Raw genomic sequence first — 26,378 nt, 5'->3', positions numbered from 1 at the left:
GTTTACATCACGCCGTACTTGTGGAACCACTCGATCGCGCGCTTCCAGCCGTCCTCGGCGTCGCCTTTCACGTAACTCGGCCGATAGTCGGCGAAGAACGCGTGACCGGCGTCCGGATACACGACGATCTCCGATTCGCGCGCGAGCTTCGAATCGCTCGTCTGGATCGCCTTGCGCATGTCCGCGAGCGATGCCTGCGTGATGTTCTGATCCTTCTCGCCGTACAGCCCGAGCACCGGCACCTTCAGCAACGACGCATGGTCGACCGGGTTGAACGGCGTCATCTCGTCGGTCTTGCCTTCGACGAACCCGTACCACGCCACGGCAGCTCGCACGTGCGGATTGTGTTCCGCATACAGCCACGCCTGGCGGCCGCCCCAGCAGAACCCGGTCACGCCGAGACGCGTCAGGTCGCCGCCGTTCTTGCCGGCCCACGCGACCGTCGCGTCGAGATCCTCGGTGACCTGCCGGTCCGGCACCTTGCTGATGATGTGGTCGTACAGCTCCCTCATCGTCGGATACTTCGCTGCGTTGCCCTGCCGCGCGAACAGGTCGGGCGCGATCGCGAGATAGCCGAGCTTCGCGAAGCGCCGGCACACATCGGCGATATGCGCGTGCACGCCGAAGATCTCGTGAATCACGATGACGACCGGCAGGTTCGTCTTGTCGACCGGCTGGGCGCGATAAGCCGGCACGCTCGCATCGCCCGAGCGGATCTCGATGGTATCGACGTCCAGCCCCGTGCTGTCGGTCGTGACCGTCTGCGCCGACACGGGCAGCACGGCCGCCGCGAAGGTGCCGCCCAGCGCGGCCTGCATGAACTTGCGGCGCGAGAACGGGATATGGGGGACCAGGCTGTCGACTTCGGGTTTCAACATGAATGCACTCCTCGATTGGGCGCCGCCGTCACGATCGCGGATACGGCATGACGGGGCATCGCGCCGGCGCACGGCGCGGATGTCGCGGCGGTTGGCACCCCGCCGCAAACGAAAACCCGGACAAGATGCCCAATAATCCGTTGTCGCGTCAACTGTCGGATGTGTAAGACTCGATTACGGCGCGTTGCGGCGCTCGAATCGATCATCGCGCGGCAGCCCGCCAGCGGCCCGCCGAATCACCGTGAGGTAGCGCGTATCGAGGTTCGTTGCGCAACCGAAGTTTTGCGAATCGAAAAGAAAAACGGGCGGGGAACACGCACGACATGCGCATTCCCCGCCCGCTCCGCATGCAAGCGCGCGATCAGTGCAGCTTGACGCGCGGCAGCGTCGTGCGCCGCAGCCAGTGCGCGACCGTGTCGAGGATCATCCGCGGATAACCGTGCAGCGCCGCGATGTGCAGCCGGTACAACGACATGTACATGAAGCGCGCGAACAGCCCTTCGATCAGCATGTTGCCGCCGATCAGCCCGCCCATCAGGTTGCCGACCGCGCTGAAGTGACCGAGCGACACGAGCGAACCGAAATCGCGATACGTGAACTCGGGCAGCGGGCGCCCCTCGAGCCGGCAGCCGATCGCCTTCAGCAGGAAACTCGCCTGCTGGTGCGCCGCCTGCGCGCGCGGCGGTACGTTGCGCTCGTTGCCGGGCCATGCGCAGGCTGCGCAATCGCCGAGTGCGAACACGTTGTCGTCGGTGAAGGTCTGCAGCGTGCGGCGCACGTCGAGCTGCCCGAGCTTGTTGACCTGGAGGCCGTCGAGGTGCGACAGCACGGACGGCGCCTTGATGCCGGCCGCCCAGACCGTCAGGTCCGCACGCACCGCCTTGCCGCTCGCGGTATGCACGAACCCGGGCGCCACCTCGGTCACGCGCTCGCTGAGCATCAGCCGCACGCCGAGCTTTTCGAGCAGTTCGGCCGTCGCCGTCGACACGCGCTCCTGCAGTGCCGGCAGGATCCGCGGCCCCGATTCGATCAGCACGATGCCGACGTCATGGCGCGGATCGAGCTTGTGCAGGCCGTACACGGACAGCACCTGCGCGGTATTGCGCAGTTCCGCGGACAACTCGACGCCCGTCGCGCCGCCGCCGACGATCACGACCTGGATGCGCGGCTCGGCCGACTCGCCCGGCGCGGTCGGTGCCGGCGCCTGGTGCTCGGCGCGCATGCATGCCGCGATCAAGCGCTTGCGGAAGCGTTCGGCCTCCCCGACCGTATCGAGTGCGATCGCGTTTTCCGGCGCACCCTGCACGCCGAAGAAGTGAGTCGTGCTGCCGATCGCGATCACGAGCGTGTCGTATTCCAGCTCGCGCGCCGGCAACAGTTCCGCGCCGTCGCTGTCGTTGAGGGGCGACAGCGTGACGCGCTTCGCCGCGCGGTCGAGCCCGGTCAGTTCGCCCTGCTGGAACTCAAAGCCGTGCCAGCGCGCCTGCGCCGCATACTCGAGCTCCTGCGTGAACGGGTCCATGCTGCCGGCCGCGACCTCGTGCAGCAGCGGTTTCCAGATGTGCGTCGGATTGCGGTCGACGAGCGTGACAAGCGCACGCGCGGGACGATTGCCGCGCGCGCCGTAACGATCGCCGAGCCGCGTCGCCAGTTCCAGGCCGCCCGCGCCTCCGCCTACGATGATGATCCGATGCATCTGATTCCCCCTTTGCGATTCGAAACTGCTGCCGCCGGATGAAGCAAACGCGATGTACTCGCGCCGCCCGGTGGATTAACCGGTTCGGACATCATCGATGTGCAGTTCGAAGCACTTCGATGCGGCCGATCCGGAACGCGGGGCGCGCCGCCCCCGCGTCAATGACATGACTGACATGCATTGTCCGGGAGCTTGCGCGTTGACCACAAGCAAACCATCTCGATATTCAGCATCCCTGCAACAATATGCCGCGGGAAACGGGAATCGCGCGGGGGTGCGTCAGTGTGCCTCTTCCCAGTTCGCGCCGGCACCCACTTCGGCGACCAGCGGCACCTTCAGCTTCGCGACGCCGCACATCATTTCCGGCAGTTTCTCGCGCACGAGCGACAGCTCGCTTTCGGGCACCTCGAGCACCAGTTCATCGTGCACCTGCATGATCATCCGCGACGCAAGCCTGTCGCGCGTGAGCCAGTCGTCCACCGCGATCATCGACAGCTTGATCAGGTCGGCCGCCGTGCCCTGCATCGGTGCATTGATCGCCGCGCGCTCGGCCGCCTGGCGGCGCGGGCCGTTGCCGCCGTTGATCTCCGGCAGCCACAGGCGGCGACCGAAAACGGTTTCGACGTAGCCCTTCTCCTTCGCGGTCGCGCGCGTGTCTTCCATGTACTGCGCGACGCCCGGATAGCGGGCGAAATAGCGGTCGATATAGAGCTTCGCCGCGTCGCGCGTGATGCCGAGGTTCGACGCGAGCCCGAACGCGCTCATCCCGTAGATGAGCCCGAAGTTGATCACCTTCGCGATCCGGCGCTGGTCGGAATTGACCTCCAGCGGCGTCACGCCGAACACCTCGGCGGCCGTCGCGCGGTGGATGTCCTCGCCCTGCGCGAACGCGCGCAGCAGCGATGCGTCGCCCGAAATGTGCGCCATGATCCGCAGTTCGATCTGCGAATAGTCGGCCGACACGATCCGGTGGCCCGGCGAGGCGATGAACGCCTCGCGGATGCGCCGGCCTTCGGCCGTGCGCACCGGAATGTTCTGAAGATTGGGGTCGTTCGAGGCAAGCCGGCCCGTCACCGCGACCGCTTGCGCATAGTTCGTGTGCACGCGGCCGGTGGCCGGGTTCACCATGCGTGGCAGCTTGTCGGTATAGGTCGACTTCAGCTTCGACAGCCCGCGATGCTCGAGCAGCAGCTTCGGCAGCGGGTAGTCCTCGGCCAGCTTCTGCAGCACTTCCTCGTCGGTCGACGGCGCGCCGCTCGGCGTCTTCTTCACGACCGGCAGTTGCAGCTTCTCGAAGAAGATCTGCCCGATCTGCTTCGGCGAGCCGAGATTGAATTCGCCGCCCGCCAGTTCGTACGCCTGGCCCTCGAGCTCGATCAGGCGCGTCGCGATTTCGGTGCTCTGCGCGTGCAGGCGCGCATCGTCGATCAGCACGCCCGTGCGTTCCATCTTGCGCAGCACGAGCGACACCGGCATCTCGATCTCGCGGTACACGCGCTCGAGGCCCGGCTCGCGCGCGACCTGCGGATACAGTACGTGATGGAGCTGCAGCGTGATGTCGGCGTCCTCGGCTGCATATTCCGCGGCCTGTGCGAGCGCCACTTCGTCGAAACCGATCTGCTTCGCGCCCTTGCCGGCGACGTCCTCGTACTTGATCGTCTTGACGCCCAGATGACGCAGCGCGAGGCTGTCCATGTCGTGCGTGCGGTGCGATTCGACCACGTACGATTCGAGCAGCGTGTCATGCTCGATGCCGTTCAGCGCGATGTCGTAGTTCGCGAGCACCTGTGCGTCGTACTTCAGGTGCTGGCCGACCTTCTTGCGATCGGCCGATTCGAGCCACGGCTTCAGGCGCGCGAGTACTTCGTCGAGCGGAAGCTGCTCGGGCATGTCGGGGCCGCGGTGCGCGACCGGCAGGTAGGCCGCCTTGCCCGGCTCGACCGAGAACGACAGGCCGACGAGCCGCGCGAGCATCGGATCGAGCGCGGTCGTCTCGGTGTCGAACGCGGTCAGCGCAGCCGCGTCGATCTTCGCGAACCACGCGTCGAACTGTTCCCAGGTCTGGATCGTGTCGTATTCGCGCACGACGTCGGTTGCGATCACCGGGGCCGGCTCGCCTTCCGGCACATCGGCGCCGTTGCCTTCGGCCGGTGCGCTGTCGACTTCGCGCAGCCACGTCTTGAAGCCGTAGCGTGCGAAGATGTCGCGCAACAGGTCGCGCGCCTCGCCGTCGCTCTTCAGCGATGCTTCGATCGATTCGAGATGCGGCGCGAGATCGCAGGCCGTATCGACGGTCACGAGCTGGCGGCCGAGCGGCAGGAAATCGAGCGCGCGGCGCAGGTTGTCGCCGACCACGCCCTTGATGTCCCCCGCGTGTTCGATCACGCCGTCGAGGCTGTCGTATTGCGACAGCCATTTCACGGCCGTCTTCGGCCCGCACTTCTCGACGCCCGGCACGTTGTCGACGGTGTCGCCGATCAGCGCGAGGTAGTCGATGATGCGCTCCGGCGGCACGCCGAACTTCGCGAGCACGCCGTCGCGGTCGAGCGTCTCGTTGGTCATCGTGTTGACGAGCGTGACGCGCTCGGTCACGAGCTGCGCGAGATCCTTGTCGCCGGTCGACACGATCACGTTCATCCCGTGCCGTTCGGCTTCGCGCGCGAGCGTGCCGATCACGTCGTCGGCCTCGACGCCTTCCACCATCAGCAGCGGCCAGCCGAGCGCGCGCACGGCGCCGTGGATCGGTTCGACCTGCAACGCGAGATCGGGAGGCATCGACGGACGGTTTGCCTTATAGTCGGCATAAAGGTCGTCGCGGAACGTCTTGCCCTTTGCATCGAACACGCAAGCGCTATACTCTGCACTGACTTCCTTGCGCATACGGCGCAGCATGTTGATGATTCCGTAGAGCGCTCCGGTCGGCTCCCCGCCAGGGCCACGCAAATCAGGCATCGCATGGTAAGCCCGATACAGATAGCTCGAACCGTCAACCAATAGCAGGGTCTTACCTTCCAGATTTCGTTCTTCAGGCATTATGAACAAGAGAAAAGTGATTCCGAGTCTGCGTTCGCTCGCAGATCAAGAACGCGCGACGGCCAAGAAGGCCCGCGCATCGTGGCAGATGTTCACGATTATGGCAGAGTTTATCGAGGCGACCGAGTACCTGTCGGAGATCCGCCCGGCTGTCAGCATCTACGGTTCTGCCCGCCTCAAACCCGATACGCCGCACTACAAGCTCGCCGCGCAGATCGCGCGCAAGCTGTCGGACGCCGGCTTCGCGGTGATCTCCGGCGGCGGCCCCGGCATCATGGAAGCCGCGAACAAGGGTGCGCACGCCGGCAAGGCGCCGTCGGTCGGCCTGAACATCGAGTTGCCGCACGAGCAGGCCGGCAACCACTATCAGGACATCTCGCTGCGCTTCCGCCACTTCTTCACGCGCAAGGTCACGTTCGTGAAGAACTCGGATGCGGTGATCGTGATGCCGGGCGGCTTCGGCACGCTCGACGAACTGTCCGAAGTGCTCACGCTGATCCAGACGAAGAAGTCGCGCCTCGTGCCGATCATCCTCGTCGGCAGCGACTTCTGGCAGGGGCTGCTGCAATGGTTCCGCGATCAACTGATTCCGATGGGCCTGATCAATCCGGAAGACATGGATCTGATGCAGGTGATCGACGATCCGGACCAGGTGCTCGACGCGGTGCTCGCGTTCTACGAGGACAGCGGCGAGGAAGAAGGTTCGGACGAGGAAGGTCATCCGCCGCGCCCGGAAGAAGACCGGATGTTCTATCTGTAACCGGTCAGTGACGACAGCCGGCCCGACGGCCGGCGTCGTGCTTTTCACGCAACGAACTCGCGTCCGGCGGCCCGCCGGGCGTGACTTTGTAACGCGCTGTTAATGCCGTTCGCCGTCACGCGCGGTCGAATGTCAAATCCCCGCAGTCGGCGCTGCGCGATGCGGCGGGATCAGCCGCATCGGCGGCCAGTCACTGTCAAATGGATGGCCCGCCGCGCGCCGGCGCACCGCCAACCCTCCGTAATAATCACGACTCGCCTTTTCCGTCGCACGGCAGCACACTGCATTGTGTCGACGCGGCGTTCCCCCGGTGGAACGGTCCCCCTCGCTTCCATCGCGTCGCGTCGGCCCATTCATCACGACACCACGGAAAAGAACATGCAACGCTCGCTGATCGCCCTCGCTTTCGCCGGCCTCGGCCTTTCGCTGTCCGGCCTCGCTCACGCCGTCAACGTCGACGTCAACATCGGCACGCCCCCGCCGGTCGTCGTCGCGCCCGCGCCCGTCGTGGTCGCCCCGGCACCGGCGGTCATCGTCGGCTGGCACGGCGACCGCTACTGGGACGGCCGCCGCTACTGGGAACGCCGCGAGTGGGAAGATCGCGAGCGTCATCACGGCCATGGCGGCTATCACTGCCCGCCGGGGCATGCGAAAAAAGGCGAGTGCTGAACGACAGAAACACAGCACGGCCGTTCGCCCCTGCAAGGCCGCTCGCGCACTTCGGTGCCGGGCGGCCTTGTCGCTTTGCACAACGCGCGCCGGGCGCCGTTTTTCGGCCGAATCACACCGGCAGGATGAAACGGGCGTCAGCCGCTACCTCGCCGTCGATCGAGCAACACGTCAAGCACGCGTCTCCGCAAACGAAAGCGGCGCCAGGTCAGGATGCGCGCCGAGCCGGGCGACGAGGAAATCCATCAGCAAACGGTTCCGGCGCGGTAGATGCTCGCGCTGCGGCATGCACAGGTAGAGACCGTACCGGCAGGTGACATGCCGGGTCAGCAACGGCACGAGCCGCCCTTCGCGGACATGCTCGTGAACCGAATAGCCGAAGAACTGGCCGATCGCGGCGCCACTCAGTACCGTGTCGAGTTCCGCGTCGATGTCGTTGGTCGCGATGAACGGATCGATCTGACGCGAATCGACCCGGCCGTCGACGAGGAATTCCCACGGAAACGGCTTGCCCGTGCGCGGATACAGGAACGCGGTGCAACGATGGTCGCGCAACGCGTCGATCGTCTGCGGCGCGCCATGGCGGCGCAAATACGCGGGCGCCGCGCACACGACCAATTGCAGCTCGGCGATGCGCCGCGCGATCAGCCCGCTGTCGGGCAGATCGCCGGTCCGCACCGCGAGGTCGATTCGCTGTTCGACGATGTCGGCCATGTCGTCGCTGACGATCAGCTCGGCGGTCATGCCAGGATGCTGGTCGCAGAACTCGCCGAGCAACGGCGCAAGAAAACGCCGCGCCAGCGAATAAGGTGCCGCGACGCGCAGCGTGCCGACCGCGTGCGCGCGATCGTCGTCGAGCATGCGCAGCGCGGTCTCCAGTTCGCCGACGGCACCGCGGCATTGCGCCAGCAGGCGCTCGCCCTCGACCGTCAGTGCGATCCGGTGCGTCGAACGCTGGAACAAGCGAACGTTCAGCATCGCCTCCAGCGCGGCGACCTGTTTGCTGGCCGCCTGCGGCGTCATGCCGAGCTCGCGGGCCCCCGCGCTGATGCCGCCCGCGACGGCGACGCGGACGAATACCGTCAGCGCCTTCAAACGATCCATTCGATGCTCCCGTCGAGCCGGGCCTGCCCCGGCATTCGTCCATGGCGCCGCTCCACCGCTCCGTCAAGTTGAATCGGTTTCAACCGGTCCGGTGCTAGTCGCGTGCCGTTCCGCTTCGCACAATGGCGCCGTCTTCAACGATCAGCCCGCACGGGCCGCTCATCATGAAACCGCGCTCGTTTTCCACCGCCTTCCGGGCCGCCGTCGCGGCTGTGTCGATCGTCGCCGGTGCGGCAAAGCCCGCACTCGCGCAACAGAGCGGCGCGCCCGCCCGTGCCGTCGAGACGGTGCTGCTGCAAACCACCCGCGCGTGGGACGGCTCGCCCTACCGCGCCTATCCGACGGCTCGACCGGAGGTGACGGTCGTACGCTACCGCATTCCGCCGCACGCCGTCCTGCCGTGGCACACGCATCCGTCGATCAATATCGGCTACGTGCTGTCGGGCCACCTGACCGCCGTGCGCCGAAGCGACGGCAAGCGGCTGGCGCTCGGCCCCGGCGACGTGGTGCCGGAAATGGTCGACGGCGCTCATCGCGGCGAGACCGGCGATGAAACCGCCGAGCTGATCGTGTTCTACGCGGGCACGCCCGGCGCACCGCTGACGGTTGCGGACGGCGAAGACTGAGCGGCCGGCGCATTTCACCCCAACACGGAGCGCTGCACATCATGTCCGATTCACGCATCTTATCAACGCCTTCCGCCACGATACGGCACCGGCTCGCCGGTCGCGTCGCGCTCGTCACCGGCGGCGGCACCGGTATCGGCCGGGCGGCCGCACTCGCGTTCGCGCGAGACGGCGCTCGCGTCGTCGTCGCCGGGCGGCGCGCGGCGCCGCTCGACGACACCGTGCGGGCGATTGCCGAACGCGGCGGCGAAGCGTTCGCGGTGGCCGTCGACGTCGGCTCCGCCGCTGGTGTGCGCGCCCTCGTCGACACGACGATCGAACGCTACGGCGCGTTGCATGCGGCCTTCAACAATGCCGGCACGGAAGGCACGTTCGCGCCGATCGTGGAACAGACGGAAGCCGACTTCGACAACGTGATCGCCACCAATCTCAAGGGGACGTGGCTGTCGATCAAATACGAGATGGAGGCGATGCTCGCGCACGGCGGCGGTGCGATCGTCAACACGTCGTCGTGGCTCGCGAAAGGCGCGCTGGCCGGCTCGTCGACCTATTCCGCGAGCAAGGGCGCGCTCGATGCGCTGGTGCGCGCGGTCGCGCTCGAAGGCGGCCCGCACGGCATCCGGATCAACAACGTGAACCCGGGCATCATCGACACGCCGATGGCGCGCCGCTTCGGCGACGACGAGATGTTTCGCCCGTTCGCCGCGTTCACGCCGGCACGGCGGATCGGCACCCCCGAAGACGTCGCGGACGCGGCCGTCTGGCTCTGCAGCGACGAAGCACGCTTCGTGACCGGCGAATCGATCCTCGTCGACGGCGGCTACACGATCGGCGGCATGCGCTGACCGGCACCGCAACGGAGATCGAACCGATGGAGTACGTGAGACTGGGAACGTCCGGGCTGAAGGTGTCGAAACTGTGCCTGGGCTGCATGACCTACGGCCATCCGTCGTGGCGACCGTGGGTCGTGACCGAGGACGTGGCGCGCCCGTTCATCCGCGCGGCGCTCGAGGCGGGCGTGACGTTCTTCGATACGGCCGACATCTACTCGGGCGGCGAAAGCGAGCGCATTCTCGGCCGCGCGCTACGCGACTTCGCGACGCGCGACGACGCGGTGATCGCCACCAAGGCGTTCTTTCCGACCGGCGACGGGCCGAATGCGCGCGGGCTGTCGCGCAAGCATCTGCTCGCGAGCATCGATGCGTCGCTGCAGCGCCTCGGGACCAATTACGTCGATCTCTACGTCATCCACCGGTTCGATCCGGATACGCCGATCGAAGAAACGCTCGACGCGCTCGATACCCTCGTGAGGAGCGGCAAGGTCCGCTATCTCGGTGCATCGTCGATGCATGCGTGGCAATTCATGAAGATGCTCGCCTTCCAGCAGCATCACGGCCTCGCGCGGTTCGTGTCGATGCAGAGCCAGTACAGCCTGATCTGCCGGGAGGACGAGCGCGACATGCTGCCGCTGTGCATCGAAGAAGGCATCGCCTACACGCCATGGTCCCCGCTCGGTCGCGGGCTGCTGGCCGGCTCGCGCGGCGCGGAGACGACGCGGGCCGCGACCGACCAGCAGATGGTGTCCTGGTACGATGGCCGCGACACGGTTGCCGCGACCGTCGAAGCGGTCAGGCAAGCGGCGCAGGCGCGCGGCGTGCCTCCCGCCCGGGTCGCGCTCGCCTGGGCGCTGCGGCGCCCAGGCGTCACCGCGCCGATCATCGGATTGTCGAAGCCGCATCACATGGCCGATGCGCTCGCGGCACTCGACCTCACGCTCGACGAACGCGAAACCACGTTGCTCGAAGCGGCCTTCGACCGGACGATCGAACCGGTGCAGTGGTGAGTGCGGCGCTGGCGGCGGGAAGTGGACGATGTAATGGTGGAACACATGACCGGGTTCGACACGTTACCCGTTATTGCGCGTTGATAACGGCGTAAAGCCACGCTTAAATGGCAGTGCGCCAAGTAATTCGCTCATAGACAAAGGGGCTGGATGGCCCCTTTGATGTGACGCGATGGCAATTTCGGCCAGAGTAGTGGCGACAGTGGCCAAAACGAAACAATTACGCGTATCGAGGCGCTTTGGCGGCTACCGCATCCAGCAATTTACGCACCGTCCATCGCTGCGCCTGTGTCCCGTTGTAGGGAAACCCCCAAATCATATTGTTGCTTTGCAAACTGTCGAAATGGTCGTCGATCACGAGATTCCGGTTTGCCAGCGATGTGATATATCCCGGCCGAATAGTAAGACTCCACCGCTGAGATAACGCACCGGTAAAGTAATTCACGACGAGGGGGGTCTCGGCAGCGGCCTTTCCTCCGGCAAAATCGAGCGCCAACCTCTTTTCGCCCGGAATGTCGGTCAGATCGAGAATAAAGGCCCCGAGGGTCGCATTGAAATTCCACACGTTCAGTACCACCGGGTCGGTCAGGGAGCGTAGCTCTACCGGCGTGCCTGGACCTACAAAGCCAGCCTCGTTAGAGTCAGGCTTAACTCCGATACAGCGGCTCGGGTCCGCAGTGAATTCAATTACCACGTCGCTCATGATATTTTCCCTAAGATAGTTTCGAAATAATCGACCTCGTCCGTCTTGAATTCGCCCTTGAAACGCAAGCCCGGAGCGGCTCGCGATCCAAAGGTATCGGCGAGCTACCTGTACCGGTGCTCGCCTGGATCTAAAATTAAATGAATAGCCTCTCGTGCTCAATTACACGTGATTACACGCCGACAAGGATCGAGGCCAATCCAATATTCGGCGCATTAAATTATGGACTACGTAATTTACGTGTCGCATCCCAGCTTCGTAACCTCCCGGTTGCGAACGGTGACTTGCCTGATGTTCTTCGGCAAACGCCCCGCTACCAGGTGCCGCGGGGCGCATGCTCGCCGCAGTATTCATCGCCGCGGTGCTCCGACCGCGAAAGTAGTTGTATCAGGCCGCTGCACAACCTCCCACCCGCGCGGAAGACAATCTTCCGGAAGACTCTCACTTCCGGGAGAAAAGCTTACCTTGTGATTACCACTACAGCATACGCACCCCATCCGCACGGCCGTGCCGGCGGCCGCCTCACCTATATCGGCGCGTACTCAGGGTGGAAACGCGCCTGCCGGCGCACACGATTGGCCTAGGAGAAAGACTGCGAAGAAAGCGAGTCCGCTGTACCTGATCGGCATGCACTTCCACGATCTGCGGGCGAAGGCGCTTACCGATCTGGAGCGGCAGCGGGGGCCGCGGCAGCGCAATCACTGGCCGGCCACACGACCGAAAGCATGACGGCGCACTACACGAAATCACGCGAAATAGAACGCGTCCAACCAGTTCCATTGACACGTGTAAGTTAGACACCGACGCTCATGTTAGACACGAAGGCTCCCCAGATCATCCGGGGAGCCTTATACCGCAAGGGCTTGTTACTGAAACGCCACTTCCGCGAAGCTCCGCAGCTTGCGGCTATGCAGCTTGTCGAGCCCGTTCGTGCGCAGGATCTCCATCGCCTTCACGCCGATCTGCAGATGCTGGTCGACCTGCCCGCGATAGAACGTGTCGGCCATGCCCGGCAACTTCAGCTCGCCGTGCAGCGGCTTGTCCGATACGCACAGCAGCGTGCCGTACGGCACCCGGAAGCGGAAGCCGTTCGCGGCGATCGTCGCGCTTTCCATGTCGAGCGCAATCGCGCGGCTTTGCGACAACCGCTGCACCGGCTCGCGATGGTCGCGCAGCTCCCAGTTGCGGTTGTCGACGCTCGCGACCGTGCCGGTGCGCATCACGCGCTTCAGTTCCGCGCCCTCCAGCCGCGTGACCTCGGCCACGCCGCGCTCGAGCGCGAGCTGCACTTCGGCCAGCGCCGGGATCGGCACCCACAGCGGCAGGTCGGCGTCGAGCACGTGATCTTCCCGCACGTAACCGTGCGCGAGCACGTAGTCGCCGAGGCGCTGCGTGTTGCGCAGCCCCGCGCAGTGACCGAGCATCACCCACGCGTGCGGACGCAGCACCGCGATGTGATCGGTGATCGTCTTCGCGTTCGACGGGCCGACGCCGATGTTGACCATCGTGATTCCGCTGCCGTCCGCGCGCTTCAGGTGATACGCGGGCATCTGCGGCAGGCGCGGCGGCGCGGTGCCCTCGGCCGGTTCGCCGCCGAGGTTCGCGTTGTACGTGACGACGTCGCCCGGCTCGACGAACGCGCTGTACTCGCTGCGGTACGCGCGCACCTCGGGATCGTCGCTTTCCGTCATCATCGTGCGGCCGAGCTTCACGAACTCGTCGATGTAGAACTGGTAGTTCGTGTAGAGCACGTAGTTCTGGAAGTGCGTGGGCGACGTCGCCGTGTAGTGGCGCAGCCGGTGCAGCGAGAAGTCGACGCGCGCGGCGGTGAACAGCGCGAGCGGATGCGGCTCGCCCGGCGCCGGCTCGAACGTGCCGTTGACGATGCGGTCGTCGAGATACGACAGGTCGGGCGTGTCGAAGATGTCGCGCATCGCGAGCAGGCGGTCGCGATCGAGTTCGCCCTCGAGGTGGATGCCTTCCGGAAACGCGAAATGGATCGGAATCGGCTGCGACGACACGCCGATCTCGATCTTGACATGGTGGTTCTTCGACAGCAGGCGCAGTTGCTCGCGGTAGTAGTTCGCGAAGAGATCGGGGCGGGTGACCGTCGTCTCGAATACCCCGGGGCCCGCGACGAAGCCGTACGAGCGGCGCGAATCGACGTGCGTGTTCACGTCGGTGCGGATCCGCACGAACGGATAGCACGCGCGGACGTGCTCGGTAATCGCTTCGTGGCGGCGATAGCGCGCGAATGCATCGCGCAGGAAGCCCGCATTCGTGTCGTAAATGGCGGACAGCCGCGCGACGGCGGCGATCGGATCGTCGAAAGCCTCGACCGACGGGCTTTCGGGCGACAGCACACGGTGCCGGCGGCTCAAATCGTTCTTCATTTTCATTACCTCGTCAGATCCGACGACATTACCACGGAACCCGGTCGCCTTTATGGCCGCCCCTGCGCACGCAGGGGCCGGATGGCGCGCAGTATTTGCTAAAATCGGTAGGTTCACTGGAGACTCATCATGAAGCCGCTCATTTTCGTCGCCGCTGCCGTCGCGTTTGCCGCCGCCAGCGTCGCTCACGCCGCCGGCGGCACGCCTGACGCCGACGCGCAGGCCCGGGCCGAGGCCAACGAAGCCGCCGGCCTGCCCGATCTCCGCAAGATCAACCGGCCGGGCGCCGAAGTCACGTCGAAAGTGGACTTCGCCGACATCCGCCGCACGCCGAGCTTCCACGAAAAGAGCAAGAACGGCACCGAAGTCACCGAGTACCGCGACCGCGGCAAGCCGGTCGAGATCGACGTGAAGTCGAACTTCGGCACGCGCTACCAGATGAGCTCGACGCCCGACACGTCGCCGAAGCCGCACGACGCGGGCGTCCCGATCACGCGCCTGCCGTCGCTGAACCTGCGCTACTGATTCCGTGGCGCGGCGCACCGACCGCGCCGCGCCGCCCCTTCACCTGCTGTCGCGCTGCACGCCGCCCGCGTGCCGACACCCTGACCTGACGCATCCCGCATGGCCGTTTTCACCGCTGTTTCCGACTCCGATCTCGCGCAATGGATGCGCCACTACGAACTGGGCGACGTGCTTGCGTTCCGCGGCATTCCGTCCGGTATCGAAAACAGCAATTTCTTCCTGACGACGACGCGCGGCGAATACGTCCTCACGATCTTCGAAAAGCTCACGGCGCAGCAACTGCCGTTCTACCTCGACCTGATGCGCCACCTGGCCGCCCACGGCGTGCCGGTACCGGACCCGGTCCCGCGTGACGACGGCGCGCTGTTCGGCGAGCTGCACGGCAAGCCGGCCGCGATCGTCACGAAGCTCGACGGCGCGGCCGAACTCGCGCCCGGGGTCGAACACTGCATCGAGGTCGGGCAGATGCTCGCGCGCCTGCACCTCGCGGGCCGCGACTATCCGCGCAGCCAGCCGAACCTGCGCAGCCTGCCGTGGTGGCAGGAGAACGTGCCGGCCATCGTGCCGTTCATCACGGACGCGCAACGCACGCTGCTCGAAGGCGAGCTCGCGCACCAGGCCGGCTTCTTCGCGTCGGACGACTATGCGGCGCTGCCGGCCGGGCCGTGCCATTGCGACCTGTTCCGCGACAACGTGCTGTTCGCGCACGCGGCGCCCGGCACCGGCCACGACGTACGGCTCGGCGGTTTCTTCGACTTCTACTTCGCGGGCTGCGACAAGTGGCTGTTCGACGTCGCGGTCACCGTCAACGACTGGTGCGTCGACCTCGCGACCGGCGTGCTCGACGTCGCGCGCGCCGATGCGCTGCTGCGCGCGTACCAGACGGTCCGGCCGTTCACGGCCGAGGAACGTCGCCACTGGAGCGACATGCTGCGCGCCGGCGCGTACCGCTTCTGGGTATCGCGCCTGTACGACTTCCACCTGCCGCGCGCGGCCGAGATGCTCAAGCCGCACGACCCCGGCCATTTCGAACGCATTCTGCGGGAGCGTATCGCGCATACGCCCGCGCTTCCCGAGATCCAAACCGCATGCAACTGATCGAAGTGCCCGCGAAAACGGGCTATGTCTGGTTCCGTCAAGGCATCTGGCTGTTCCGCCGGAATCCGCTCGCGTTCATCACGCTGTTCTTCACGTATCTGCTCGCCATTACGCTGGTGTCGATGGTGCCCGTGATCGGCTCGGCGCTGCCGCTGGTGTTCATTCCCGGCATCGCGGTCGGCTTCATGGCCGCGTGCCGCGACACGGTGGCCGGCAAGACCGTGATGCCGACGATCCTCGTCGACGGCTTTCGCTCGTACGGCACCATCGCGACCCAGCGGCTGCTCGCGCTCGGCGTGATCTACGTCGCGTCGATGGTGCTGGTGTTCGCCGCTTCGTCGTTCGTGGACGGCGGCGCGCTGTTCCACGTGATGATGGGCGCGGCCGACGAAACCAATACGACGCCCGAGACGCTGGCCGCGCAAGGCACGTTCGGCGCGCTGATGTTCGCGACGCTGCTCTATCTGCCGGTCGCGATGCTGTTCTGGTTCGCGCCGGTGCTGGTCGCATGGCATGACGTCCCGCCCGCGAAGGCGCTGTTCTTCAGCGTCGTCAGCTGCTGGCGTAATCGCGGCGCGTTCGTCGTGTACGGCGCGCTGTGGTTCGGCGTCGCGCTCGGCACGTCGCTCGCGCTGTCGCTGCTGCTGCAGGCGCTCGGCGCCGGCGCGTATGCGCTGACGATCATGATGCCGGTGACGATCATCATCGTCACGATGCTGTACTGCTCGTTCTACGCGACCTATCGCGGCTGCTTCGGCGTGCAGGAACCGGGCGCGACCACGACGATGTCGGGCCGCTGACCCTTCTCCCGGCCGGCGCATGTCGCCGGCCGTCACGCTGTTTCCCGCGCTGGGTGGTCACCCCGGCGCTTCTGATCTCCCCCCTTTTCCGATATCGGCCGCCTCGGTCGCCCCTGTTCAACCCGATCTTTTGCGCGCAAAATAATTTGCGTACAAATCGTTCGCGCATCCGCCGCGCTTCCCGAACCATGGATCGCCTGCCCCCGCTGCCCCAGACGCTCGACGAGCAACTGTGCTTCGCGCTTTACTCGACTTCGCACGCGATGACGAAGGCGTACAAGCCGCTGCTCGACAAGCTGTCGCTGACCTATCCCCAATATCTCGCGATGCTCGTGCTGTGGGAGCGCGACGACATGGCCGTGAAGGATATCGCCGCGCGGCTCGACCTCGATCCGGCCACGGTCACGCCGCTGCTCAAGCGGCTGGAAGCGCTCGGCTACGTGGAGCGCGTGCGCAGCGCGGCTGACGAACGCGTCGTCAACGTGCGCGTGACGCCGGAAGGCCGTGCGCTGAAGGATCGCGCGCGCTCGGTGCCCGCCGACCTCTTTTGCACGATGCAACAGACACCCGAATTCCTGATCAGGCTGCGCGCCGATCTCCAGCAGTTGCGCGACGCGTTGTCGGTGGCCAACGAACGCTGACACTCAAGCGCAAACGGACCGCCTGGCGCTGCCGGGTTTTTTTTTCAAAATTTCATTTGCACACTAATGATTAGTGTTCTATATTTTATTCATGGCCGGCGACATCCCGTCTGACCGGACCGCTTTCCCCCTCTCTTCCCGACAGGAGCTGCACGATGAACATTCTGTACAAGACCAGCGCCACGAGCACGGGCGGCCGCGACGGCCGCGCGGTATCCGCCGACAACAAGCTGGAAGTGAAGCTAGCCGCGCCGCGCGAGCTCGGCGGCACGGGCGCGGAAGGCACGAATCCGGAGCAGCTGTTTGCCGCAGGTTACTCGGCCTGTTTCCTGAGTGCGATGAAATTCGTCGCGGGCCAGAACAAGCAGGCGCTGCCGGCCGATACGCAGGTCACGGCGGAAGTGGGCATCGGTCCGAACGACGCAGGCGGCTTCGGGCTCGACATCGAGCTGCGCGTGTCGCTGCCGGGGCTCGACAAGGCCGACGCGCAGGCGCTGGTCGAGAAGGCGCACCACGTGTGCCCGTATTCGAACGCCACGCGCAACAACGTGCCGGTGCGCCTGACGGTCGTCTGACGCGACGCAGGGTTCGGCAGAATGCAAAAAGGGCGCGTGCGGCATCATGCCGCACGCGCCCTTTTGCGCGATTCATCGAAATGCCGGGCCGGCAGGCCCGTGTGCGCCGCTTAGCGCGCGCCGATCGAATACGGGCGGTTCAGTGCCGCGTCGCGATCGATCTTGCGCATGCGGAATTCGAGATCGTAGATATCGGTGGCTTCGGCCAGGTACGCGTCGGCACGCTCTTTCGCGGCCTTTTCAGCGTTCTTGGTCAGCATCAGGAAGAGGTGGCTCAGCAGGTACATGTTCGATCTCGCTATTCAAAGGTTCTGGACTAGGGTTTTCCCGAATTATAGGGAAAACCCTAGTCTTTGGCCAGCGTCGATCAAACGGTGCGTCGTTCGGTCGCCACAGTGCGGCGATTGGTTTCGAAAAAGGCCCAGATCATCGCGCTTGCGTCGGGGCCGACGGCCGCGTGAAACGGCACGGCTTCGTCGCCGCCGGCCCACGCGTGATCGAGCCCTTTCACGTGGCACAGCCGCACCACCGGCGCGCCGTCGCGGCACACATCGGTCATCTGGGCGCCCGCTTCGCGCGTCTCGACCCGCTCGCCGCCGCGCAACGCGCCCCGGCTGTCGGCGAGCCCGTTCAGGCGCATGAACTGCACGGTCAGTTGGTCGGCATTCTTCGGCGCGACGACACGATCGCCGTCGCCCTGGACGATCAGCGCGGGCATGCCCGGATACGCGCCGGCGTCGACCAGCGCATCGACCGCCGCGGCCGGGTTCTGCCGCAGGCCGCGCCGCATCACGTCCATCGCGGTGATGCCGGAATTCGCCTCGCCGAGCGCGGGGCCGGAGTGCAACGCGACCGCCGCGAAGCGGTCCGGATGGTGCAGCGCCAGAAGCGACGCGAGGCCCGCACCGGCTGACAGCCCCGCGACGTAGATGCGCGACGCGTCGAAGCCGTGCTCGTCGACCAGCGCGTCGACCAGCGACGCCACCGCGTCCGCCTCGCCGCGCCCCGCGCGGTCGGTGTCTTCATACCAGTGCCAGCAGCCATGCGCGTGCGCGCGCAGCGACTGCTCCGGATACAGCACCGCGAAGCCGTGCTTGTCGGCCAGCAGGTTCATCCGCGTGCCCTGCGCGAATTCGTCGACGGACTGCTGGCAGCCGTGCAGCATCACGACGAGCGGCATCGCGCCACGCCGGCGGCCGGGCGGCACGTAGAGCCCGTACGCGAGATTCTGGACGAGGCGGCCGAGCGCGGGCGCCATCGGATGTTCGCCGCGCGTCCACTCGCCCGCCGCCCACGCGGCCGCGCGCGGCCGCACGCGTGATTCGCGCGGCGGGGACGGATCGGACACGGCAGGAGAGGCCGCAGCCTCGAGTGCGTTGCGGGCGATGCGCTGCGCATCGCGCGCCGCGCGCTTGGCGGCCGGGGACAGCACGCGTTTCATGCCGCCCAGCCACACCTTGGTCAGACTTTTGGTCATCGATCGGGCTCGCAGTCAGGAAAAATAGGGGCACCATCAGGGTGCCGCAACGGATGCATCGTTCGACTTTGTGCAATGCACCATAACATTGTTTCCAGGATTTTTCCTGCACGCCGATCGATCCCGGCGACGCAAAAACGGGCCTCATCCGGACGCGGCGCTATACTGGGGTTTCGCCGCTTGTATCCGTTGTAGTCGTTCTTCCCGGCTCGTGCGTTGATTTAAGCATTCTCCCCGCCTTCGTCCGTCCCCTTCCCGATGTTCGACCTGCCCGCTCACCTGTGGATCATGATTACCGCGTTCGGCGGCGCCGGCCTGACCTTGCCGCTCGCGATCACGATCGCCGTCTGGCTCGCGCTCGGCTACTCGTGGCAGCGCGCGGCTGCGTGGCTCGGCGTGCTCGCGGCCGCGATCGGCGTGGTGGCGCTCACGAAGATCGCGTTCCTCGGCTGGGGCATCGGCATCCGTGCATGGGATTTCACCGGGTTCAGTGGCCATGCGATGCTATCGACGTCGGTGTATCCGGTCGCGATTTTCCTCGCGCTGATCCGCACGCGCACGCCGGTGCGGATCGCCGGCATCGCGCTCGGGCTCGCGGCCGGCGTCGCGGTCGGCGTGTCGCGCGTCGCGCTCGACGCGCATTCGCCGTCCGAATCGATCACCGGCTGCATCGTCGGCGCGCTCGCCGCGCTCGCGTTCATCGCCGGCTCGTGGCGCGCGGCGCCGCACCGCTGGTCGGTGCCGGCGGTCGTCGCGAGCCTCGCGCTCGTCACCGTGGCGCTGCACGGCCTCACGGTGCCGTCGCACCGCTGGGTCACCCAGGTCGCGCTGCAACTGTCGGGCCACGAGCGCCCGTTCGTCCGCGCGCGCTGGAAGGCCAATCCGAACTACCATCCCGCGTCGCAGCCGTCGTCGCTGCAGCGCACCGAATCGGCGCCGCATCCGCTTCACGCGTGACCGGCCGCCCGGCCGCCCCTTTTCACGTCTGACCATTTCATGCGCACCGCCGCATGAGCAGTATGTCGAGCGTTATAACCCGCCCTATATTACGATTACGGTTTCCACCCATTCAAAACGAATCCCCCATGCGCTCAACCGTCCGTCCGCTTCGCCGCACCCTGCTTCGCCTGCTGCCGATCGCCACGCTGGCTGCCGGGGTCGCGTTCAGCGCGCCCGCTTCCGCCGCCGACGAACTGGTCGTGTCGGCGGCCGCCAGCCTGACGAATGCATTCAAGGCCGTCGGCGACGCGTACGAGAAGCAGCATCCTGACACCAAGGTGCTGTTCAACTTCGGCGCATCGGACGTGCTGATGCAGCAGATCGCCAAGGGCGCACCGGCCGACGTGTTCGCGTCGGCTGACCAGAAGGCGATGGATCGCGCGGTGAACGAGAAGGTGATCGTGCCCGGCACGCGCCGCGATTTCGCCGCGAACTCGCTCGTGCTGATCGTGCCGGCGGACAGCCGCGCGGCCGCGCCGACGTCGCTGAACGACCTGACCGCGCCCGGCGTGAAGCGCATCGCGTACGGCGACCCGGCCTCGGTGCCGGTCGGCCGCTACACCGAGGGCGCACTGCGCACGGCCGGTGTGTGGGACGCCGTCAGCGCGAAGGGCGTGCTGGCCGCCAACGTGCGCCAGAGCCTCGACTACGTCGCGCGCGGCGAGGTCGACGCGGGCTTCGTGTTCGGCACCGACGCGGCGATCATGCCGGGCCGCGTGAAGGTCGCGCTGACGGTGCCGACCCAGACGGCCATCACCTACCCGATCGCCGTGGTCAAGGACAGCCGCCACGCTGCGCAGGCGCAGTCGTTCATCGATTTCGTCGCGTCGCCGCAGGGCCAGGCCGTGCTGTCGACGTTCGGCTTCAAGCCCGCCAAGTGAGCGTATCGCGATGCAAGACGCCTGGGTCCCGCTGCTGCTGTCGCTGAAGGTTGCCGGCTGGGCGACCGCGCTCGACATCGTGCTCGGCGTCGCGGCCGCGTTCATGCTCGCGCGCTGGCGCTCGCCGCTGCGCGACGTCGTCGATTCCGTGCTGACGCTGCCGCTCGTGCTGCCGCCGACGGTGCTCGGCTATTACCTGCTCGTGCTGCTCGGCCGGCGCGGCGTGTTCGGCGCGTGGCTCGACACGCTCGGCATCGAGCTCGTGTTCACGTGGCAAGGCGCGGTGATCGCGTCGATGGTCGTCGCGTTTCCGCTGATCCTGAAATCGGCGCGCGCGGCGTTCGAGGGCGTCGATCCGCATCTCGAGCGCGCCGCGCGCACGCTCGGGCTCGGCGAAGTCGCGGTGTTCTTCCGCGTGACGCTGCCGCTCGCCGCGCGCGGGATCCTCGCGGGGGCGCTGCTCGCGTTCGCGCGCGCGCTCGGCGAATTCGGCGCGACGCTGATGATCGCCGGCAACCTGCCCGGCCGCACGCAGACGCTGTCGGTCGCGATCTACGCGGCCGTGCAGGCCGGCGATGACAGCACGGCCAACTTCCTCGTGCTGGTGACGTCGATCACCTGCGTGCTCGTGCTGCTCGCGACCGGCTGGCTCGTGCCGTCGCGCGCCCGGCGGAGCCAGCTGACATGAAGCGCCTCTCCCGTCCGTATCGCCGGCGCCGTCCGGCAGCCGGCCTGCTTCGGCGGAGGTTCGCATGAGCCTCGTCGTCGATATCCGCAAGACCTACGCGAACGCCGAACGCCGCTTCACGCTCGACATGTCGTTCACGGCGACGACGCAGCGCGTCGTGCTGTTCGGGCCGTCGGGCGCGGGGAAGAGCATGACGCTGCAGGCGATCGCCGGGCTGCTGACGCCCGACGAAGGCACGATCACGCTGAACGACGAGCCGCTGTTCGACGCCGCACGCCGCATCGACGTGCCGACCCGCGAACGCCGGGTCGCGTACCTGTTCCAGGACTACGCGCTGTTTCCGCATCTGAACGTGCGGCAGAACATCGCGTTCGGGCTCACGTCCGGGCTGCGCAACCCGCGCGCGAAGACGGTGCCGCCGGAGGTCGCGTACTGGCTGCGCGCGTTCGACCTCGAATCGCTCGCGGGGCAATATCCGTCGCAACTGTCGGGCGGGCAGAAGCAGCGCGTGGCGCTCGCGCGGGCGCTGGTCGCGCAGCCGCGCATTCTGCTGCTCGACGAACCGTTCGCGGCGCTCGACGGCGCGATGCGCCAGCGCATGCGTCACGAGCTCGCCGAACTGCAGGCGCGGCTCGACATCCCGATGGTGCTGATCTCGCACGACCCCGACGACGTCGCCGCCTTCGGCGACCAGGTCGTGCAGTTGAGCGAAGGACGCGTGCAGGCGAGCTCGCCGCACGCCGAGTGGCCGACGCGCGTCACCTGAGCGCGCGACGCCGTGGTCGTGACCGTGGCGCTGGCCGCCACGTTGAAGCCTGAGAGACGCCGCGTCGCGGCACATGCTGAAAGCGGAAACGAAGCCGGTGCGGTGCAGACGAGTGCGGCACCGGCTTCGCCCCGCCCCGCACGACGGCCGCCGGCCAACGTGAGCCGCGCTGCCGGCCGGGTCAGCCCGTCACCGCCAGAATCACGCTCGACGCCTTGAACAGCGCGATCGCGCGCCGGCCGGCGTCGAGCTGCAACGCGTCGACGCTGTCGTTGGTCACGACGGCCGTCAGCGTCCCGCCGCCGTCGAGCGCCAGTGTCACCTCGCTGTTCACCGCGCCCGCCGCGACGGCTTCGACGCTGCCGCACAGACGGTTGCGCGCGGACACCTTCAGGTCGGGCCCGCCATCGTCGACCGCGAGCACGACCCACGACGCCTTCACCAGCGCGCACGCGCTCGCGCCTTCCCGCAGCCCGAGCGTCTCGGCGCTTTCGTGCGTCAGCACGGCGACGACGGATTGCCCGCCGGGCAGCGCAAGCGTCACCTCGTCGTTGACGGTGCCGCGCACGATCGACACGACCTTGCCGAACAACTGGTTGCGCGCACTGGTCTTCATCCCGATCCGGCCGATCAACGCCCAGTCGACGTCGAAGCCGGCAACGGCCGCGCTCGCGGCCTCGATGAAGCGGCGATGCTCGCGCTCGATCGTGCGGAATGCGGCGATCAGCGACGTCGCGCGCGGCGTCAGCGTCGTGCCGCCGCCTCCCTTGCCGCCCGTCGAACGCGCGACGAGCGGTTCGCCGGCGAGATTGTTCATCGTGTCGACCGCGTCCCACGCGGCCTTGTAGCTGAGGCCGACGGCCTTCGCCGCGCGCGTGATCGAACCGGTGTCGCCGATCGCCGCGAGCAGCGCGATGCGCGTCGCGCCGCCGAGCGTCTGTTCCCCGGCGCGCAGCCACAGCTCGCCGCCCAGTTCGAGCGGTTCGGCGGACGAGGAAGAATGCGGTGCGTCGGTCATCATCGGCAGGCGTGCGGGAAACGGGCGGCCATTATAGGGTCGGCGCGCGGCGCTCAGCCCGGCTTGCCGTCGAGCTTGGGCGCCCGCAGGCTGGCCAGCAGCGTCTCGGCGTCGCGCGCCGCCCGCTGTTCGAGCGCGGCGCCGTAACCGCGCACGAAGCCGAGCTGATACGGCGGCGCCGCCAGTTGCTCGAGATGGTGCAGCGCGACCATCGCGTCGTTCGCTTCGCCGAGCACGCTCTGCACGCGCGCCAGCGTCTTGACCGTCTCGTTGCGCGTGCGGCGCGACGCCAGCGACGCGAAGAATTCGAGGGCGTAGCGCAGCCGCTTCGCATCGATCCGCACCTGGTGGCGCGCCGCCGTGTCGAGCGACGTGAGCGACGGCGATCCGTAGAGATGACCGAACAGCCGCCGCACGCGCTTGGTCGCGTGACGCCGCAGCGACGGCGCGGCGTCGCCGTGGGCCGCCGGCAGCGCGAGCGCGCTCAGCCATTCGAGCCAGCCGAGCGTCAGCCGCGCATAGCGGGCCGAATGCAGCGCCTGCCGCAGCTCGACGCGCACGGCCATCGACTGCGCGCGGGCGGCGTCGAGCGTGCCGTCCCAGTCGCTGCCGCCGCCGTCGGCCTCGATCAGCGCGGGCAGGCTCTCGGTCGCGAACACGTCCCAGTCGCGCACCGTGCCGAGCAGCGCGGCGAGCCAGCGCAGGTCGACGCCGAGCGTGTCCTTCCATTGACGGTCGGTGAAGCGCGGGAAGAAGCGCATCAGCGTGCGCAGGCGGCGCAACGCGACCCGCATCTGGTGCACGAATTCGGGATCGTCGCGAGCGAGCACGCCGCACTCGTTGCCGAGCCATTGCGCGGTGATGTCGCCGGACAGCGCGAACAGCGCGGCGCGCTGCGTGCGGATGCCGGTCAGGTCGACCGACTGCGCCTTGACCAGCGCGGCGGCCACCGGTCCGCCCGCGCAGGCGCGGTCGATCACGCTCGTCAGTTGCACGAAGGCGGGCCACGCGCCGCTCAGTTCGCGCGCCGCGGCAAACAGCGCGTGCAGCGCGGCCGTGCGCGCGGGGACGGTCTCCCAGTCGGGCGCGGCCAGACGCAGCTCGACGTAGCGGCGCGGCGGCTCGCCGCCGCCGTGCAGCGTGATGTCGTCGAGCGTCATCTCGACCACGACGCCGCTGTCGTCGGCCCAGCGCCCGCGCCGCCGTTCGCTGACGATGCGCAGCGCCGACGCCTGGGCCCGCGCTTCGTCGGTGTGCGGTGCAACGCCGTCGATTTCGGCGGCCGGCGCGTCGGCATCGGCTGCGGCACATGTCGGGGGTATCGGCAGCGGCGTCGCGACGACGATACCCGCGTGCTCCGCGTCGAACAGTTCGCGCTGCGTGACGCCGGGGGAGAACGCCCCGGTGCGCGATGCAACGACCCGCGTGCCATGCGCGTTCGATTCGACCCAGGTCCACCAGCTCGCGCCGGGGCTCCGTTCGGCCTCCTCGATCAGGCTCGGCTCGATCGTCACGCGCTCGTGGCCGCGCCGCATCCGGACCTGCGGGCAGATCCGCCACGCGCGCACGAGCTCGGCGCCGAAGTCGCGCTGAGCGCCCCGGGCGCGGCTTGCGCCCTTGACCGGCCACCCTTCCAGCGACAGCGACAACACGATTTCCAGCACACGCGACATGGAGGCTCCTGCACATGAAGGATCGCCGGCGCATCGACCGCGCCGGCGTCGCTCGTGAAGCAGCTTCCATAGTACACGCCGCCCCAACGCACAGGCGACGATCCGGCCCCGTCGCCCTGTGGCAGGTCAAGACGGCACGTCAGACGGCGTATTGCGCGATGCCGTTGCCGAACGACCAGTTCTCCTTCAGCACCTCGACAAGACTGATGAATACGTCCTGCTGCCGGACGCCGGGCTCCTGCGCGAGGTTCTCGGCGATCGTCCGGTACAGCGCCCGCTTCTGCTCGAGCGTGCGCGTGTTGTTCGCGGTGATCTGGATCATCACGAGATCGTCGCTGCGCTCGATATCGTAGTAATGACGGCCGAACACGAAGTTCTCGGCCGCATGCTCGGTCACGACCATGAAGATGTCGTCCTCGGGTACGTTGAAGGTCTGCATCAGCGCGCGATGCACGCCGTCGACGAGGGCCCTGCGGTAGGCGGCCGGTTTGCCTTCGCGTACGGCGATACGGGTGAATGGCATGGTCCTGCTCCTGTCGGTGAGTGACGTTGAAGAACGAAAACACAGCGTCAGATTAGGCGCGCCAACCTATAATGAACAGTCATTGATGAATATTTCATTCATTTTCATTTGAAATGAAAGTACTCGATCTCGATGCTGTCCGCGCGTTCGTGCTGGTCGCCGACCTCGCCAGCTTCACGCGCGCCGCCGATGCGCTCGGCACCACACAATCGGCCGTCAGCCTGAAGCTGAAGCGGCTGGAGGCCCATCTCGGCAAGCCGCTGCTGGCGCGCACGCCGCGCGTCGTCAAGCTGGCCGCCGACGGCGAGAATTTCCTGCCGGCCGCCCGCGCGCTGCTCGACGCGCACGAGCATGCGCTCGGCGCGATCTCGACCGGCACGGTCCGCCTGTCGCTCGGCGTCAGCGAGCACGTCGCGGTGCCCGACCTGCCGGCCGTGCTCACGAGCCTGCACCGGCAGGATCCGGGGCTGTCGCTGGAAATGCATCTCGGGGCGTCGACGAGCCTGCTTCCGCAATACGACGAACGGCGGCTCGACGCGGTGATCGTCCGGCACGAGCCCGGCGAAGATCCGCCGCGCGACGACGGCACGCCGCTGTTCACCGAGCCGCTGGCCTGGCTCGCCGCGCCCGACTGGGCGCCGCGCGCCGGCGAGCCGCTGCCGCTCGCGGTGCTGGCCGGCCCCTGCGGTGTGCGGGCCGCCGCGCTGCGCGCGCTCGACCGCGCGGGGCTGCCATGGCGCGAGCGCTTCACGGGCGGCGGGGTCGCGGCGGTCGCGGCCGCCGCCGCGGCGGGGCTGGCCGTCTGCCCGCTCGCGCGGCGCGTCGCCCCGCGCACGCTGGTCGACGTCGGCGCGAAATTCGGGTTGCCGGCGCTACCGCCATCGCAGGTCGTGCTGTATTCGCGCGTACGCGACGCCCGCGCCGCCGCCGCGCTGCGCAGGTTCGCCGACAGCCTTGCAATCTCGGCGTAAACTAGCGGCTCCGCCCCGCAATCTCCAGACGAATGCCG

At 67.2% G+C, this 26,378-nt stretch carries 26 protein-coding genes and 1 pseudogene; 16 read left to right on the top strand and 11 right to left on the bottom strand.

Annotation, left to right across the window (positions count from 1 at the left end):
* Positions 1–2: 2 nt before the first annotated feature.
* The 3 genes from HWX03_RS02010 to polA form a co-directional block, all read right to left on the bottom strand.
* On the bottom strand, positions 3–878 hold the full coding sequence (locus tag HWX03_RS02010) for a dienelactone hydrolase family protein (protein ID WP_175870052.1): 876 nt from the start codon (positions 876–878) through the stop codon (positions 3–5).
* 361 nt (positions 879–1,239) lie between these two features.
* Entirely contained in the window at positions 1,240–2,574 is a 1,335-nt protein-coding gene (locus HWX03_RS02005) for an NAD(P)/FAD-dependent oxidoreductase (protein WP_175819147.1), read from the bottom strand.
* A 279-nt stretch (positions 2,575–2,853) separates the two neighbouring features.
* Positions 2,854–5,607, bottom strand: a complete 2,754-nt coding sequence (gene polA, locus HWX03_RS02000; RefSeq protein WP_175870051.1) for a DNA polymerase I — start codon at positions 5,605–5,607, stop codon at positions 2,854–2,856.
* 1 nt (position 5,608) lies between these two features.
* Here polA and HWX03_RS01995 point away from each other — a divergent pair, with 1 nt between their 5' ends.
* Positions 5,609–6,367, top strand: coding sequence for a TIGR00730 family Rossman fold protein (locus HWX03_RS01995; protein ID WP_174388717.1), 759 nt, complete (start codon positions 5,609–5,611; stop codon positions 6,365–6,367).
* A gap of 378 nt (positions 6,368–6,745) precedes the next feature.
* Positions 6,746–7,036, top strand: a complete 291-nt coding sequence (locus tag HWX03_RS01990) for a hypothetical protein (RefSeq protein WP_175819145.1) — start codon at positions 6,746–6,748, stop codon at positions 7,034–7,036.
* Positions 7,037–7,207: 171 nt separating this feature from the next.
* On the opposite strand, the gene HWX03_RS01985 is transcribed toward HWX03_RS01990, so the two are convergent.
* Complete coding sequence (locus HWX03_RS01985) at positions 7,208–8,140, bottom strand: LysR family transcriptional regulator (RefSeq protein WP_175870050.1); 933 nt, start codon at positions 8,138–8,140, stop codon at positions 7,208–7,210.
* 164 nt (positions 8,141–8,304) lie between these two features.
* Here HWX03_RS01985 and HWX03_RS01980 point away from each other — a divergent pair, with 164 nt between their 5' ends.
* Genes HWX03_RS01980 through HWX03_RS01970 form a run of 3 tightly spaced genes read left to right on the top strand, consistent with a single transcriptional unit; the run spans position 8,305 to position 10,609 of the window.
* Positions 8,305–8,766 (top strand): cupin domain-containing protein, encoded by a 462-nt coding sequence (locus tag HWX03_RS01980; RefSeq protein WP_244132560.1) that lies wholly within the window; start codon positions 8,305–8,307, stop codon positions 8,764–8,766.
* Positions 8,767–8,807: 41 nt separating this feature from the next.
* Positions 8,808–9,611 carry a glucose 1-dehydrogenase gene (locus HWX03_RS01975; RefSeq protein WP_174431956.1) on the top strand — a complete coding sequence of 268 codons (804 nt, stop codon included), beginning with the start codon at positions 8,808–8,810 and terminating at the stop codon, positions 9,609–9,611.
* A gap of 26 nt (positions 9,612–9,637) precedes the next feature.
* On the top strand, positions 9,638–10,609 hold the full coding sequence (locus tag HWX03_RS01970) for an aldo/keto reductase (protein WP_175870048.1): 972 nt from the start codon (positions 9,638–9,640) through the stop codon (positions 10,607–10,609).
* A 220-nt stretch (positions 10,610–10,829) separates the two neighbouring features.
* Here the strand turns inward: HWX03_RS01970 and HWX03_RS01965 are convergent, their stop codons facing one another.
* Positions 10,830–11,312, bottom strand: coding sequence for a hypothetical protein (locus HWX03_RS01965; protein WP_175819141.1), 483 nt, complete (start codon positions 11,310–11,312; stop codon positions 10,830–10,832).
* A 509-nt stretch (positions 11,313–11,821) separates the two neighbouring features.
* Between HWX03_RS01965 and HWX03_RS37295 the strand changes: the two are divergent.
* Positions 11,822–12,081 (top strand): annotated as a pseudogene (locus tag HWX03_RS37295) (integrase); the annotation flags it as partial.
* A 97-nt stretch (positions 12,082–12,178) separates the two neighbouring features.
* On the opposite strand, the gene HWX03_RS01960 reads toward HWX03_RS37295, so the two are convergent.
* Positions 12,179–13,705, bottom strand: a complete 1,527-nt coding sequence (locus HWX03_RS01960; RefSeq protein ID WP_175819140.1) for an AMP nucleosidase — start codon at positions 13,703–13,705, stop codon at positions 12,179–12,181.
* Between the two features lie 129 nt (positions 13,706–13,834).
* On the opposite strand from HWX03_RS01960, the gene HWX03_RS01955 reads away from it, so the two are divergent.
* The 5 genes from HWX03_RS01955 (at position 13,835) to HWX03_RS01935 (ending at position 17,344) form a co-directional block, all read left to right on the top strand.
* Positions 13,835–14,230: a hypothetical protein gene (locus HWX03_RS01955; protein ID WP_027782546.1), complete on the top strand. Its 396-nt coding sequence runs from the start codon at positions 13,835–13,837 to the stop codon at positions 14,228–14,230.
* A 99-nt stretch (positions 14,231–14,329) separates the two neighbouring features.
* Entirely contained in the window at positions 14,330–15,328 is a 999-nt protein-coding gene (locus HWX03_RS01950) for a homoserine kinase (RefSeq protein ID WP_174391218.1), read from the top strand.
* Positions 15,319–16,128: a BPSS1780 family membrane protein gene (locus HWX03_RS01945; protein WP_175870047.1), complete on the top strand. Its 810-nt coding sequence runs from the start codon at positions 15,319–15,321 to the stop codon at positions 16,126–16,128. Before HWX03_RS01950 ends, HWX03_RS01945 begins: the two co-directional genes overlap by 10 nt.
* A gap of 188 nt (positions 16,129–16,316) precedes the next feature.
* Positions 16,317–16,769, top strand: coding sequence for a MarR family transcriptional regulator (locus tag HWX03_RS01940; RefSeq protein WP_034205244.1), 453 nt, complete (start codon positions 16,317–16,319; stop codon positions 16,767–16,769).
* A gap of 155 nt (positions 16,770–16,924) precedes the next feature.
* The gene (locus HWX03_RS01935) at positions 16,925–17,344 is read left to right on the top strand and encodes an organic hydroperoxide resistance protein (protein WP_034185184.1); all 420 of its coding nucleotides are present in this window, start codon (positions 16,925–16,927) and stop codon (positions 17,342–17,344) included.
* A gap of 110 nt (positions 17,345–17,454) precedes the next feature.
* Here HWX03_RS01935 and HWX03_RS01930 read toward each other — a convergent pair whose 3' ends face one another.
* Both HWX03_RS01930 and HWX03_RS01925 read right to left on the bottom strand, forming a co-directional pair.
* Positions 17,455–17,631 (bottom strand): DUF3563 family protein, encoded by a 177-nt coding sequence (locus HWX03_RS01930; RefSeq protein WP_080681241.1) that lies wholly within the window; start codon positions 17,629–17,631, stop codon positions 17,455–17,457.
* Positions 17,632–17,711: 80 nt separating this feature from the next.
* On the bottom strand, positions 17,712–18,821 hold the full coding sequence (locus HWX03_RS01925) for a PHB depolymerase family esterase (protein WP_175870046.1): 1,110 nt from the start codon (positions 18,819–18,821) through the stop codon (positions 17,712–17,714).
* Between the two features lie 258 nt (positions 18,822–19,079).
* Between HWX03_RS01925 and HWX03_RS01920 the strand changes: the two genes are divergently transcribed.
* The 4 genes from HWX03_RS01920 to HWX03_RS01905 all read left to right on the top strand — a co-directional run bounded on the left by HWX03_RS01920 (position 19,080) and on the right by HWX03_RS01905 (position 22,155).
* The gene (locus tag HWX03_RS01920; protein ID WP_175819138.1) at positions 19,080–19,778 is read left to right on the top strand and encodes a phosphatase PAP2 family protein; all 699 of its coding nucleotides are present in this window, start codon (positions 19,080–19,082) and stop codon (positions 19,776–19,778) included.
* Positions 19,779–19,906: 128 nt separating this feature from the next.
* Complete coding sequence (gene modA, locus HWX03_RS01915; protein WP_175870045.1) at positions 19,907–20,701, top strand: molybdate ABC transporter substrate-binding protein; 795 nt, start codon at positions 19,907–19,909, stop codon at positions 20,699–20,701.
* A gap of 10 nt (positions 20,702–20,711) precedes the next feature.
* Positions 20,712–21,389, top strand: a complete 678-nt coding sequence (gene modB, locus HWX03_RS01910) for a molybdate ABC transporter permease subunit (RefSeq protein WP_175819136.1) — start codon at positions 20,712–20,714, stop codon at positions 21,387–21,389.
* A gap of 64 nt (positions 21,390–21,453) precedes the next feature.
* Complete coding sequence (locus tag HWX03_RS01905) at positions 21,454–22,155, top strand: ATP-binding cassette domain-containing protein (RefSeq protein ID WP_175819135.1); 702 nt, start codon at positions 21,454–21,456, stop codon at positions 22,153–22,155.
* A gap of 181 nt (positions 22,156–22,336) precedes the next feature.
* On the opposite strand, the gene HWX03_RS01900 is transcribed toward HWX03_RS01905, so the two are convergent.
* From HWX03_RS01900 to HWX03_RS01890, 3 genes are all read right to left on the bottom strand, one after another.
* Positions 22,337–23,173: a TOBE domain-containing protein gene (locus HWX03_RS01900; protein WP_175870501.1), complete on the bottom strand. Its 837-nt coding sequence runs from the start codon at positions 23,171–23,173 to the stop codon at positions 22,337–22,339.
* A gap of 53 nt (positions 23,174–23,226) precedes the next feature.
* A complete protein-coding gene (locus HWX03_RS01895; protein WP_175870044.1) occupies positions 23,227–24,846 on the bottom strand; it encodes a CHAD domain-containing protein in 1,620 nt (539 codons plus the stop codon).
* A 139-nt stretch (positions 24,847–24,985) separates the two neighbouring features.
* Positions 24,986–25,369 carry a tautomerase family protein gene (locus HWX03_RS01890; RefSeq protein WP_175870043.1) on the bottom strand — a complete coding sequence of 128 codons (384 nt, stop codon included), beginning with the start codon at positions 25,367–25,369 and terminating at the stop codon, positions 24,986–24,988.
* 113 nt (positions 25,370–25,482) lie between these two features.
* Between HWX03_RS01890 and HWX03_RS01885 the strand changes: the two genes are divergently transcribed.
* Complete coding sequence (locus HWX03_RS01885) at positions 25,483–26,340, top strand: LysR family transcriptional regulator (protein WP_175819132.1); 858 nt, start codon at positions 25,483–25,485, stop codon at positions 26,338–26,340.
* The last annotated feature ends 38 nt before the right edge of the window (positions 26,341–26,378 follow it).

This window comes from Burkholderia sp. BCC0397 (assembly GCF_902832865.1).
In the GTDB taxonomy this organism is placed as follows: Bacteria; Pseudomonadota; Gammaproteobacteria; order Burkholderiales; family Burkholderiaceae; genus Burkholderia.
This window is presented reverse-complemented; position numbering and strand designations above follow the sequence as displayed.